Origin of the sequence: Alloalcanivorax sp. C16-1 (assembly GCF_046507805.1) — a bacterium.
Taxonomy (GTDB): Bacteria; Pseudomonadota; Gammaproteobacteria; order Pseudomonadales; family Alcanivoracaceae; genus Alloalcanivorax.
Genome location: NZ_JBKFTK010000006.1, coordinates 58,653 through 70,985, shown reverse-complemented (window position 1 = coordinate 70,985; position 12,333 = coordinate 58,653). Strand labels below are relative to the sequence as shown.

The 12,333-nt window shown below is 66.7% G+C and carries 9 protein-coding genes; 5 read left to right on the top strand and 4 right to left on the bottom strand.

The annotated features are described in order from the left end of the window. Nucleotides 1–17: 17 nt before the first annotated feature. A complete protein-coding gene (locus tag ACLD0W_RS16485) occupies nt 18–1,058 on the bottom strand; it encodes a hypothetical protein (RefSeq protein ID WP_410308570.1) in 1,041 nt (346 codons plus the stop codon). After that, on the bottom strand, nt 1,045–2,568 hold the full coding sequence (locus ACLD0W_RS16480; RefSeq protein WP_410308569.1) for an adenylate/guanylate cyclase domain-containing protein: 1,524 nt from the start codon (nt 2,566–2,568) through the stop codon (nt 1,045–1,047). Before ACLD0W_RS16480 ends, ACLD0W_RS16485 begins: the two co-directional genes overlap by 14 nt. Before the next feature lie 95 nt (nt 2,569–2,663). On the opposite strand from ACLD0W_RS16480, the gene ACLD0W_RS16475 reads away from it, so the two are divergent. Next, nucleotides 2,664–3,659 (top strand): alpha/beta fold hydrolase, encoded by a 996-nt coding sequence (locus ACLD0W_RS16475; RefSeq protein WP_410308568.1) that lies wholly within the window; start codon nt 2,664–2,666, stop codon nt 3,657–3,659. Between the two features lie 618 nt (nt 3,660–4,277). On the opposite strand, the gene ACLD0W_RS16470 is transcribed toward ACLD0W_RS16475, so the two are convergent. Further along, nucleotides 4,278–6,284, bottom strand: coding sequence for an SDR family oxidoreductase (locus ACLD0W_RS16470; RefSeq protein WP_410308567.1), 2,007 nt, complete (start codon nt 6,282–6,284; stop codon nt 4,278–4,280). A 180-nt stretch (nt 6,285–6,464) separates the two neighbouring features. Between ACLD0W_RS16470 and ACLD0W_RS16465 the strand changes: the two genes are divergently transcribed. The 4 genes from ACLD0W_RS16465 to ACLD0W_RS16450 all read left to right on the top strand — a co-directional run bounded on the left by ACLD0W_RS16465 (nt 6,465) and on the right by ACLD0W_RS16450 (nt 9,882). Then, the gene (locus tag ACLD0W_RS16465) at nt 6,465–7,151 is read left to right on the top strand and encodes a nitroreductase (protein ID WP_410308566.1); all 687 of its coding nucleotides are present in this window, start codon (nt 6,465–6,467) and stop codon (nt 7,149–7,151) included. Nucleotides 7,152–7,214: 63 nt separating this feature from the next. Further along, a complete protein-coding gene (locus ACLD0W_RS16460) occupies nt 7,215–7,565 on the top strand; it encodes a putative quinol monooxygenase (protein ID WP_410308565.1) in 351 nt (116 codons plus the stop codon). Nucleotides 7,566–7,590: 25 nt separating this feature from the next. Then, nucleotides 7,591–8,520 carry an AAA family ATPase gene (locus tag ACLD0W_RS16455; RefSeq protein ID WP_410308564.1) on the top strand — a complete coding sequence of 310 codons (930 nt, stop codon included), beginning with the start codon at nt 7,591–7,593 and terminating at the stop codon, nt 8,518–8,520. Between the two features lie 3 nt (nt 8,521–8,523). Next, complete coding sequence (locus ACLD0W_RS16450) at nt 8,524–9,882, top strand: VWA domain-containing protein (RefSeq protein ID WP_410308563.1); 1,359 nt, start codon at nt 8,524–8,526, stop codon at nt 9,880–9,882. On the opposite strand, the gene ACLD0W_RS16445 is transcribed toward ACLD0W_RS16450, so the two are convergent. Further along, nucleotides 9,848–12,268, bottom strand: a complete 2,421-nt coding sequence (locus ACLD0W_RS16445) for a 7TM diverse intracellular signaling domain-containing protein (protein ID WP_410308562.1) — start codon at nt 12,266–12,268, stop codon at nt 9,848–9,850. The genes ACLD0W_RS16450 and ACLD0W_RS16445 overlap by 35 nt on opposite strands. Nucleotides 12,269–12,333: the final 65 nt, after the last annotated feature.

Sequence of the window (12,333 nt, the reverse complement as noted above, 5' to 3'; positions counted from 1 at the left end):
CGCTTTGAGCATCACGCTTACTGTTCCAGGGAGCGCAGGTTCTCGAGTACCTTGCCGCCCCGTTCCAACTTCTTGAGCAGCTCCGGATTGTCCGGGTCCAGGGGCGCCACGCTTCGCCAGAGCCGGTAGGCGCCCTGGTAGTCTCCCTTCACATACAGTGTTTCGCCGCGCTCCAGGGTGCGCTCGACGCGCTGCCGTGCCCAGGCGTCCACCTGTTGGCGCAGCGGGGTCAGCTGATCGTCGTCGCGGTGTTGTTGCAGAAAGGTGCGCGCGGCCAGCAGGTCCGCCAGCTCGCCGCTTTCCCGATAACGATCCACCCGCTGTTCCGCTTCCTGGAGGTGGGCCCGGTCGCGGGCGTCCCGCGCTTGATCCCGGGCGCTGTGCAGCACCCGCCGGGCTTTTTCCAGGTTGTCCGGCACCGGTGCGTCCGGGTAGAGAAGGCGCGCGGTTTCCAGGGAGGAGAGTGCCCGCTGCCATTGCCGGTCCGCGGCGTAGGCCTGGCCCTGCTCCAGCAAGCCGTGATAGAGCAACTCGCGGCGCTGCGCGCGCCAGTGGCGGGTGTCCCGGGCGCGCCGGTCGGGATAGGGCACCAGCGCGTCGTCCACGGAGTCGGTGCGCAGCAACGCTCCGGCTTCGGCCAGGTAGGCCTGGTTGAGCAGGTCGCGCAGGCGGGCATCATGGCGCAGTTGGAGTCTGGCCAGCAGAGCGTCCAGGGCGGTGGTATCCACCACCTGGTCGCGAATCGACGTCAGCGCATCGAAGGCCTGGCGCCATTGCTCCCGGTCGGCCAGCGCCTCGGCCCGGGCCTGGGCCTCAAGCCGATACTCGCGGCTTGCCTGCAGCACGCCCTCGCGCTGCTCCCGCAGCAGAGCGTGCTGCGGATGATGCTCGCCGGTGTGGTCGATGATGGCCAGGGCGCGCTGGTACTGGTGGTCGCGCAGCGCCGCGTCGACCCGCTGTTCCGGCGCCAGGAAGGGATTGAAGGTGGCGCAACCGGTCAGCAGCAGCGCCGTGCCCAGGGCAACGGTAAGGCCCGCGCGGTGGTCAGGAAGTGGCACCAGGGGTCTCCACGTAGTGTTCGGCGAGAAAGCGGGCGATGCGTTGTTCCATCAAGGTCTCCGACAGGGCGTGGACACCGTCCACCCGGGAGGTCAGCACCGGTTCGCTGCGACCGCGCACGCGCATGCGCCCGTATTCCGTGGCCCGTACCCGCGAACTGATGTTGGGGTCGTCGGTCAGCGCGGCGGCGGCGATGATCTCGCCGGCGCCGGCCATGTTCGACAGCCGCGAGGCCAGGTTCACGGCATCGCCCACCACCGTGTACTGCATGCGGTCCCGGGAGCCCAGGTTACCGGCCAGCATGGCGCCGGAGTTCATGCCGATGCGGAACTCGACCGTGGTCTGGCCGCGCCGGGCCCGGTACTCGTTGAGCCGGCTCACCAGCCGCTGGATCATCACCGCGCAGCACAGGCCATGAAAAAGATGCTCGGAGTCTTCTTCGGGCACCCCGAACACGATCATCGCGCAATCGCCCATGTACTTGTCGATGGTGCCCCGGTAGAACGAGGTGGCGGCGGTGATGGCGCCGAAGTAGACGTTCAGCATGTCCGCCACCGCTTCCGGCGCCAGGCTTTCCGACAGGCGGGTGAAGCCGACGATATCGGCGAACACCACCGTGGCTTCCACGTCGCGGCCGCCCAGGGTGACCTGATCCAGGTTGGCCATCATGGTGCGCGCCACCGACGGACTGACGAAGCGCTGCAGCACCCGCTCCACCTGATCCTTCTCCAGCATATCGTGGGCCATGCTGTTATAGGCCTCGATCAGATGGCCGATCTCGTCGTTGCGGCGTTCCTGAATACGGTATTTCAAATCGCCCTGCTGCAAGGCACTGGTGGCGGCCAGCAGGTTGTGAATCGGCTTGGCCAGTCGCCGGCTGATCAGGAAGGACGCGATGATCGCCAGCAGGCCCATGGCCAGGGTGGCGGTGATCATGGTGTCGCGCACCTGCCGCTGGGCGGCGGTGATGGAGCGGTCCGACAGGGTCACCGCCACCGCGCCCACCCGGCTTTGCTCCACGGTCACCGGCGCGAAATAGGTGCTCATGGCCTCGCCCTGGTCGCGCCAGCGCTGCACGGTGCCGTCGGCGAGCAGGGCACGGGGCGGCAGGTCGCCGGCCTGATCGATGGGCGTGTTGTCACGGTCGAACAGGGCGGCGCCATGAATGCTGTCGCTGCGCACCAGGTTGTTGATGTGCACCTTGAGCAGAAACCGGTCCTCGGCGAGCAGCGGCTCGCGGGCGGTGTGGGCCAGTTGGGCGGCGATGGCGGCACCGAAGCTGTCGGCCTGCTGGCGCATCCGTTGCAACTGGTCGTTGAGCAGGAACACGCCCAGCAGGGTCATGCCCACCAGGATCAAGGCGGAAATCGACAGCCCCATTTTCCAGGCCACCGGAAAATAGGACGGAACATAGGGGCGGATCAGCGCGCCGAAGCGGCGCCGGAGCGCACCGCCGGGCCGGTTCGCATCCGTGCCGGAGGGGGTGTCGTTGTCTGCGGGTGTGTTCACGGAGGTTACCGTAACGGCTTCTCTTGTCAGGGGGATTGCGCAGTGTCACATTGCCAGACTGGCCCCGGGGAAACCACCACAAGGTCGATAACAGCATGGCTTTTATTCGCGAACGGCGTGTGCGCGCCAATGGATTGGACTTTTTCGTTGCCGAGGCGGGCGAGCCGGGTGCGCCCCTGGTGCTCTGCCTGCACGGCTTCCCGGAATGCTGGGCGTCCTGGCGTTATCAACTGCCGGCCCTGGCGCAGTCCGGCTACCACGCGGTGGCGCCAGACCTGCGTGGCTATGGGGAGACCGGCGGCCCGAAGGAGGTGGACGCCTACCGGCAATCGCGGCTGGTGGCGGATGTGATCGCCCTGATGGACGCCCTGGAAGCGCCCCGCGCCGTGCTGCTCGGCCATGATTGGGGCTGCATGCTGGCCTGGCAGGTGGCGCGCCGCCATCCGGACCGGGTCGCCGCCGTGGTCGGTCTGTCCGTGCCCTATGGCGGGCCGGCGCCCAAGCCGCCCACCGAATCCATGCGTGAACTGTTCGGCGATCATTTCTTCTACATGCTCTATTTCCAGCAGCCGGAGCTGCCCGAGCAGGAACTGGAGGCCGATGTGGAAGACAGCCTGCGGCGCATGTTCCACAGTCTTTCCGCGGATGGCATCGACGACTTCCGGGTGGCGCCGGACGATACCCGCGTGCTGACCGCCATGCGGCCGCCGCCCACGCCGCCGCGCTGGATGCGCGACGAGGACCTGGCCTATTACGTGGCCCGCTTCCGCAAGACCGGTTTCACCGGCGCGCTCAACTGGTACCGGGCCATGGATTCCTCCTGGGCGGAAAGCCGGGACGACGACAACTGGACGATCCTGGCGCCGGCCCTGTTTCTGGGCGGCATGCAGGATCCGGTGGTGTTGTTCAGCCAGAAGGCGCTGGCGCGCATGCCGGACTACGTGCCCGACCTGACCACGGTGATGATCGATCGCTGCGGGCACTGGATCCAAATGGAACAGGCGGTGGAAGTGAACCGGGAATTGCTCAATTTTCTGCATGAGAAGCTGGAGCGGAACGACGCTTCGGACAAAAGGAGCGACAAGGGCTGACCTGGATCAAGAGCCGGCGGCCCCGACCGGGGCATGATGCGTGTGGGGCGGCAACGCCCCGCTGCGTATGCTTCCGGAAAAACACCGGATTATCGGCCCCGCCTGGCGGGGCCTTTTTTTTGGTTCATCGCACTTTGACGGGAAATCGAAGCGGGAGGCATCTATCCGGGACGCGGATCTGTGTGGGGGCCTTCCGGGAACGCCGCGAGTACGTCCCTGTAGGCTCCCTGTCAAACGTCCTGTTTGACAGGGTCCCGGAAGGCCCCCACACAGCTCCGCTTCGAGGTAGCGGAACCGTTCCGGGTTCCAAAAACGATGAACCGTGGGGGTGGAGGGGGCGGCTCCGTAGAGCCCATCGTTGAGCCGGCAGGGGCCGATTGTCGCTCCGCCAAACGCCTGAAGCGACCGTGGCGCCAAGGATCACTGCTCAGCGGCTCAGGGCGTGACGCCCTTCCGGGACCCTTGAGAACAGGACGTTCGAAAGGGAGCCCCCAGGGACGGGTTCACGGCGTTCCCGGAAGGGCGTCGCGCCCTGAGTCGCGCCCCGGCTGGAGCGAGACTTCCCGCTAAACGGCGATGAACCTTTTTTGTCCTCGATTTCTACCCGTGTCCGATTTTCTACCAGTGGATGCCCTTGAACAGCCGGGAGAAGGCGGCCTGCTCGCGGCTGATCTTCTTCGGCGTGGCTTCCTTGCGGCCCATGGCGGCGGCGGAGTCCGAGAAAATCTTGTAGCCCGTGTTCATGATCGTCTCGGTGACCTTGGGGGTGATGAAATGCATCACCTGACCGAGCACGCCCAGGCTGGTGGCGATCCGCTTGGGGCGCCGCACGATGGCGTCGCAGATCATGTCCGCGGCCTGGTTGGGGCTGATGGTGGGCACATGGTTGTAGAGCTTGGTGGGCGCGATCATCGGCGTGCGCACCAGCGGCATGTTGATGGTGGTGAAGTGGATGCCCTGGTGGGCCAGTTCACTGGCGGCGCAGCGGGTGAAGGAATCCAGCGCCGCCTTGGAGGCCACGTAGGCGGAAAAACGCGGTGCGTTGGTGAGCACGCCGATGCTGGAAATGTTGATCACATGGCCGAAGCCGCGCTCGATCATCCCCGGCAGCAATTTCATGATCAGTCGCAGGGCGCCGAAGTAGTTCAGCTGCATGGTGCGCTCGAAGTCGTGGAACCGATAGAACGAGTGCACCACCGAGCGGCGGATCGAGTGCCCGGCGTTGTTGACCAGAATGTCCACCCGGCCGTAATCGGCCAGCACCTTCTCCACCAGTTCGTCCACCGAGTCGGTGTTCGACACGTCGCAGCGATAGGCGCGGGCGGTGCCGCCCAGCTGCTTGATCTCGTGCAGGGTCTCTTCCAGCTTCTCCGGGGTACGCGCCACCACCAGGACGGTGGCGCCGGCGCGGGCCAGTTTCAGGGCGCTGGCCTTGCCGATGCCGGAGGTGGCGCCGGTGACCAGAACGATCTTGTCCTCCACCCGTTCCGGCAGGGACGGCAGCGGCTGCAGCTCGTCCTCGCGGCTGTCGCGATCCGGATCCAGATGGTTCTCCCAGAAATCCCACAGTTGCTGAATATAGCTTTCCAGCTCCGGCACCTCGATGCCGCTGCCCTCCAGGGCGGCCCGGGCGCGGTGGTTGTCGTACTCGGTGGGAAACGCCAGGAACTTGATCACCGACGGCGGGATATCCAGGTTTTCCAGGGCCTGATTGATCAGCATACGCGGCGTCAGGGCGCTCACGCCCTTGCGCACGAAGCCGGGCACCGCGTTGAACATCTTGCCGTCCAGCCGCACCGGCATGCGCGGCGCCTGGGCGGCGCTGGCGATGATGTCCATCACCTCGCCGAAGTTGTAGCTGCGGTCGGCGGTCAGGTGAAAGCACTGGCCGTTGCCTTCCTTGCGGTGGGCGATGTGGTCCAGCGCGTCGGCCACGAAGTCCACCGGCACGATATTGAAGTGGCCGCTGTCCAGGCCCACCAGCGGAATCCAGTTGGGCAGGAAATCCTTGATCTTCTGGATCAGCTTGAAGAAGTAATAGGGGCCGTCGATCTTGTCCATCTCGCCGGTCTGGGAGTGGCCCACCACCAGTGATGGCCGATAGATGCGCCAAGGGATGCGGCTCTCCTGGCGCACCAGGGCCTCGGCCTCGTGTTTGGTCAGCAGATAGGGATCGTCCAGGCCCTCCGCCTGCTCGAACATGTCCTCGGTGAAGGTGCCGTCGTAGAGGCCGCCGGCGGCCACCGAGGACATATGGTGGAAGCATTTGGCGTCCAGCTTCTCGGCCAGCTTCAGGGTCTGCCGGGTGCCTTCGATGTTGATGTAGCGCTGGCTGTTCTCGTCCGCGTTCAAATCGTAGATGGCGGCGAGATGGAAAAAGTGGTCGATCTGGCCGACCAGGTCATCCTGGTCGCGCTTGTTGACGCCCAGCAGCTTCTTGGTCAGATCGCCGCTGATCGGCACCAAACGGCTCTCTTCCACGCACAGCCGCCGGCGCATGGCGTCCAGCTTGTATTCCGAGCCGGGGCGTACCAGGGCGAACACCCGGGCGTTGTCCCGCTTGAGCAGGCGGGCGACCAGAAAGCGGCCGATAAAACCGGTGGCACCGGTGACGAAATAGTTCATGGCAATCCCCCTTTTTATGACGACTTCCCTGGCGGCGCTCGGGCTGCGGTCCAGACTCGCTTTGATGATGCCCCCTCGGGGCGCAAAGGGCCAGGGCCCGGGCGACGGGCCGGTTGTAGTTTCCCGGCAAAGCGCTAGGATGGAATCCGGTTCCATTTTCCCAGAACAAGAAGGACGCTCATGAATCCGGAAACCGTTTCCCTGGCGGACGCCCTGCGCCGCCGCCGCTCGGTCCGTGGCTTTCTCGACAAGCCGGTGCCCGAGGCGGTGCTGCGCGAGGTGTTCGAGCTGGCCCAGCTGGCGCCCTCCAACTGCAACATCCAGCCCTGGAAAGTGTTCGTGGCCTCCGGCGAGGTGCGCGACGAGCTGCGCCGCCGCATGGTCGACAAGGTCTCCGCCGGGGTGCCCATGGATCCGGATTTCGAGCCCAACGCGGGCAAGTTCGAGGGCATCTACCGCCAGCGGCAGGTGGACTGCGCGGTGGAGCTCTACAACAACATGGGGATCGCCCGGGACGACCGGCCCGGCCGGCTGCGCGCGCAACTGCGCAACTTCGAGCTGTTCGACGCGCCCCATGTGGTGTTCATCGGCATGGAGCGCAGCTTCGGACCCACCGTGGCGCTGGACGTGGGCATGTACATCCAGTCGCTGATGCTGACCCTCACCGCCCATGGTATCGGCAGCTGCGCCCAGGGCAGCATGCGCTATTACCCCAACGACGTGCGTGAGGTCTTCGGCGAGCCGGACTCCACGGCGATCCTGGTGGGCATCAGCTTCGGCTACGAGGACGAGGCGGTGGCCGCCAACCGCACCCGGGTCGGGCGGGCGCCCCTGGGCGACTCCGTGGCCTTCCGATCCACCCTGTGAGCGGCGCCAGAAGGGCCGATCCGTGCTATACTGCCGGGTTCACTTTTTACCCTTCCGAGCAGTATGGTCATTGTCAAAGGTTTGATTCCGGTTCGCGACAATTTGCGAGAGAGCGCCGTGGCCCTGGCGCAGGAACTGGCGCAGCAGGCACGGGACGAGCAGGGCTGCCTGTCTTACGAAGTCTATGTGAAGGCGGACGCCCCGCGGGTGATCATGCTGTGGCAGCAATGGACCGACCTGGACGCCCTGGAGCGCCACTTCGATTCCGAGCACCTGGACGACTTTCTCGATCGTATCCCGGACATGATCGACGGCGAGGTGCATTCACTGCGCTTCGACGTCACCGAGGATGGCGAGGAGCCGCCCGCCGGCCCGGCACCCTCCGCCCTGGCGGACGGCACCGTCCTGCACTGAACCCCGCTCTGAACAGGTTCCTGCCATGAAGACACGCATCGATTCCGTCGACGACGTGACGCGGAGCTTCGCCCGTCAGGGCTACATCTGCGACGCGCGCACCGCCCTGGCGGTGTACCTGGCCGCCCAGCTGCACAAACCGGTGCTGGTGGAGGGCCCGCCGGGGGTCGGCAAGACCGAGCTGGCCAAGGCCGCCGCCGCCTTTCTGGAGGCGCCGCTGATCCGGCTGCAGTGCTACGAGGGCCTGGACGAAAGCCGTGCCCTGTACGAGTGGAAGTACGGTAAGCAGCTGCTCTACACCCAGCTGCTGCGCGACAAGCTCAGTGGCACCCTGGCGGACACCGACAGCCTGGAAGAGAGCATGCGCCGGCTCGGCGATCTGGGTGAGGCGTTCTACAGCGACACCTTCCTGGAGCCCCGGCCGCTGCTGCGGGCGCTGCGCGCCGACGAGCCGGTGGTGCTGCTGATCGACGAGATCGACAAGGCCGACCAGGAGTTCGAGGCGTTTCTGCTGGAGCTGCTGTCCGACTTCCAGATCTCGATCCCCGAGCTGGGCACGGTACGCGCCCGCCACCAGCCGCTGGTGTTCCTGACCAGCAACGACCAGCGCGAGCTGTCGGACGCCCTCAAGCGCCGTTGCCTGCATCTGTACATCCCCTATCCGGACGCGGCGCTGGAGCGCCGCATTCTGGCGGAGCGGGTGCCGGAGCTGGACGACCAGCTGCGCGATCAACTGGTGGACTTCATCCAGCATCTGCGCGAGCAGGACATGAAGAAACTGCCGGCGGTGTCGGAAACCCTGGACTGGGCCCGGGCCCTGGTGCTGCTGCACGCCGACAGCCTGGAGCCGGAGCTGGTGGAACAGACCCTGACGCTGGTGCTCAAGAACGAGCAGGACGCGGAGCTGGCCCGCGAGCTGCTGCCTCACTGGTTCCGCGCCCGGCGCGCCCGCTGAACCATGGCCGGCCGGCGCCTGCATGAGTTCGTGCGTGCCCTGAGGGGCGCCGGGGTGCGCATTTCCCCGGTGGAGGCGGAAGAGGCGTTCCGCGCCGCCGCCCTGGTGGGCTACGGCGACCGGGACCGCTTCCGCGAGACCCTGGCGCTGACACTGGTGAAAAGCGAGGCGGAACGGCCGGACTTCGAGCGCTGCTTCGAGACCTTCTTCCGCTTCGAGGATCAGGAACGGGACGAGGGTGAGGATGGCCCGGCGGGCGACGCCGGCGAGACCGCCACGCCCACCCCGCCGGACGCGGAGGGGCTGTCAGCGCCGGCGGCGGAGCTGGCCGCGCAAAGCGAGACCCGGCTGGAGCAGACCCTGGCCCAGGCCGCCGCGGAGATCGACTTCACCGCCATGCAGGTGATCACCCAGCAGGGGCTGTTCGCCCGCCGTCTGCTGATGAACATGGGCATGGGCGCGGTGGACGACGAGATTCTGCGCCTGGACGCCTCCGCCCGCCCCGGTGACGGGGAGCGCGCCGAGGCGCTGCGCGACTGGCGCGGCCGGGTGCGCGAGCGGGCCATGGCCCATGTTCGCCGTCAGTACGATCTGCACGGCCGTGCCCATGGCCGCGCGCTCCGCGAGCACAGTATGCAGGCGGCGCCGTTCCGCGAACTGCGGGAATTCCAACAGGTGCAGATACTGGTGCGGCGCATGGCGCGGCGACTGGCCCGTTCCCACCAGCGCCGCCAGAAGAAAGCCCGGCGCGGCGCCCTGGACGCCCGTCGCACCCTGGCCGCCAGCCTGCGCTACAACGCCGTGCCGGTGCAGCTGCACTGGCGCCAGCGGCGGCGCACCCGGGCCAAGGTGCTGGTGGTCTGCGATGTGTCCAGTTCGGTGCGCGACGCGGCCCGCTTTCTGCTTCAGTTTCTCTACGCCATGACCGATGTACTGCCCAGGGTGCGCAGCTTCGCGTTCGCCGCCCGCTTCGACGAGGTCACCGACGATTTCGCGCGCTATGCGCCGGATGTGGCGGTGGGGCGCATTCTGGATCGGGTGTCCGGCAGCGGCACCGACTACGGCACCATGTTCAAGGAGCTGGAGGCCACCTGCCGGGGCGAGATCGACCAACAGACCACGCTGATCATCCTCGGCGACGCCCGCAACAACGATCTGCCCGCCGGCGAACGGCATCTGGCGGACATCGCCCGCCGCGCCCGGCAGGTGTTCTGGCTCAACCCGGAACCGCCGTCCCGCTGGAACAGCGGCGATGCCATCATGGCCCGCTATCTACCGTACTGCCGCGCCGCCCGGCGCTGCGGTTCGCTCAATGACCTGCGCCGCTTCACCGACGAGCTGCTGCGGAATCTGAACGGCTAGCCACGATGCCGCGCAGCGCGGCGCTCAGTGCCTGATTGAGGCGCTGCAGGTTCACTGGCTTGGCGATATGACCGATCATGCCGGCGTCGTGGCAGGCGGCGATTTTTTCCGGCACCGCATGGGCGGTCAGGGCGATCACCGGAATCACCGGCAGGCGCCCCTCCCGTTGCAGTCGGTGGATGGCGCGGGTCGTCTCGAACCCGTCCGGATCCGGCATCTCGCAATCCATCAACACCAGATCGAAACCGTCCGGTCGGGCCAGCAGGGTGGCCAGCGCCTCGGCGCCGCTTTCCGCGGTCTCGCAGTCGTGCCCGAGTTTGCGGCACAGACCCTCCGCCACCAGCAGATTGACGTGGTTGTCGTCGACGATCAGCAGCCGGGCACCGGGTCCGGTTTCCAGGGGCGCCGGCGCCGCCGCGCGCTCGTCCGCCGCCGCCGCCGGCAGCGGCAGGCGGAACCAGAACAGCGAACCCTGGTGTTCCGCGCTGGTGACGCCGATTTCGCCGCCCATGATCTCCGCCAGCTGGCGACAGATGGCCAGCCCCAGCCCGCTGCCGCCATCGTCGTGACGGCGCCGGCCGCCCTGGCCGGCCTGCTGGAAAAAGGTAAACAGCTTGGGCAACTGATCGGTGGCGATGCCGATGCCGGTGTCGCTCACTTCAAACAGCACATAGTCCCGGTTGGCGTCCTCGCGCCGCGCGCTCACGTCGATGGCGCCGTCGTCGGTGAACTTCACCGCGTTGCCGATCAGGTTGACCAGGATCTGCCGCAAGCGGACCGGATCGCCCACGCAATAGCCACCCAGCGACGGGTCCAGGCTGAGGCGCAGCTCGGTGGCGCGCCGACGGGCGGTCTGCTGGAACGGGGCGGTGCATTCCTGAAGCAGGCCGGGCAGATCGAACGGCGTTTGCTCGATGGGCATTTTGCCGGCGTCCAGGCGGGAATAGTCGAGGACATCGTCGATCAGATTGATCAGCGTGGCGCCGGACTGCTCGATGACATGGAGATGGCGCCGCTGGCTGTCGTCCAGCGGCGAGTCACGCAGCATATCGACGGTGCCGATGATGCTGTTCAGGGGCGTGCGGATCTCGTGGCTGATCACCGCCAGGAATTCTCCCCGGGCGCTGAGTGCCGCGTTCAGCTCGCGGGTGCGTTCCTCCACGCGCCGTTCCAGGGCCTCGTTGGCTTCCCGCTGGATGCGCTCATTGTCGCTCTTGAGCGTGGTCATGCGGTGGGCGAGGGCGAGGGAGAGCAGCAGTGCCTCGGCGAAGGTGCCCAGCTGCAGCGCGTTCTCGATCATCCAGTGGCCGGGAATCAGGCTGAAGGTTTTCAGGATGTAGACGGTGGAGGTCACCGCCACCGCCGCGAACGCGATCAGGAAAAACAGGGCGGGCCGGTAGCCCCGCCGGATCTGCCACAGCGCCAGGCCGGTGGCGATAAAGGGCCAGGGGAACACGATGGCGGAGGAAAACTGGATGAAAAAATGGAAATTGAGCATCGCCAGCGGTGCCACCAGCGCCAGGGCCACGGCGATCAGGGTCAGCCCCCGATTCAGCGCCGGCGCCCGCTGGCGCAGTTCCAGAAACGAACAGGAAAACAGGATCGCCGCCGCCAGGGTCAGCAGGTTCAGGACCGCCAGGCAAAGGTGGTTCCACTCCGGGGCGCCGGGCCACAGCCAGCGGAATCCCAGTCCCTCCCGGGCAAACAGATTGAGGCCGAAGATGCCGAGATAAAGCACGTACCAGAGGTAACTGGGTTCGCGGATGGACAGGAAGATCAGCAGGTTGAACAGGCACATGATGACCATGGCGCCGAAATAGAAGCCATTGAAGAAGTTCCAGCGTCCGTCGAACAGGTTGAAGTTGTCCGGGGTGCGCAGCGACAGGGGGAAATCGATGACGTTGTCCCCGTGCGCCCGGAACAGCAGCAGACGCGGCTCGCCGGGGGGCAGCACCAGCGGAAAGATCAGCTGATGGTGGGCCAGGGGGCGTTGCTCGAAGGGCACCCGGTCCCCGGCGCGCCAGTGGGCCAGCCGGCGCCCCTGCTGATCGAACAGGTACAGGTCCAGCCGGTCCAGATGGGGCCGGGCGGCGTGCAGATACCACAGGTCGCCGTCGGCGCCGTTGGTGAGCGGCAACAGGAACCACTGGTCGCCGTCCCGGAAACCCAGCGTCGGGTAGGGGTTGGAGAGCCGCTGCCCGCCGCCGTCACGGAGCAGGGCCAGGGCCCGCTCCGGGTCGAGCCGGTCCTCGCGGGCGTCCAGCCAGCGCAGTGAAGGCGCCGCGTCGTAGTGGTCGTGCCCGCCGTCCAGTGTGAGAGCGGTGCCCGGAGCACTCAGCGCCCAGGCCAATGCGACCAGGGCGAGTCTTGCAAGTAGCCGGCCCATGGTCCCTTCCCCCCTGGCGCAGTACTAATGTGATTCTTGTCACGCTCCTTTTACCGTATTTAACG

Bases quoted from the DNA above. Each gene is read 5' to 3' on its own strand.
- ACLD0W_RS16455 (WP_410308564.1), top strand. From the start codon at position 7,591: ATGAAGACACGCATCGATTCCGTCGACGACGTGACGCGGAGCTTCGCC.
- ACLD0W_RS16445 (WP_410308562.1), bottom strand. From the start codon at position 12,268: ATGGGCCGGCTACTTGCAAGACTCGCCCTGGTCGCATTGGCCTGGGCG.
- ACLD0W_RS16465 (WP_410308566.1), top strand. From the start codon at position 6,465: ATGAATCCGGAAACCGTTTCCCTGGCGGACGCCCTGCGCCGCCGCCGC.
- ACLD0W_RS16475 (WP_410308568.1), top strand. From the start codon at position 2,664: ATGGCTTTTATTCGCGAACGGCGTGTGCGCGCCAATGGATTGGACTTT.
- ACLD0W_RS16460 (WP_410308565.1), top strand. From the start codon at position 7,215: ATGGTCATTGTCAAAGGTTTGATTCCGGTTCGCGACAATTTGCGAGAG.
- ACLD0W_RS16470 (WP_410308567.1), bottom strand. From the start codon at position 6,284: ATGAACTATTTCGTCACCGGTGCCACCGGTTTTATCGGCCGCTTTCTG.
- ACLD0W_RS16450 (WP_410308563.1), top strand. From the start codon at position 8,524: ATGGCCGGCCGGCGCCTGCATGAGTTCGTGCGTGCCCTGAGGGGCGCC.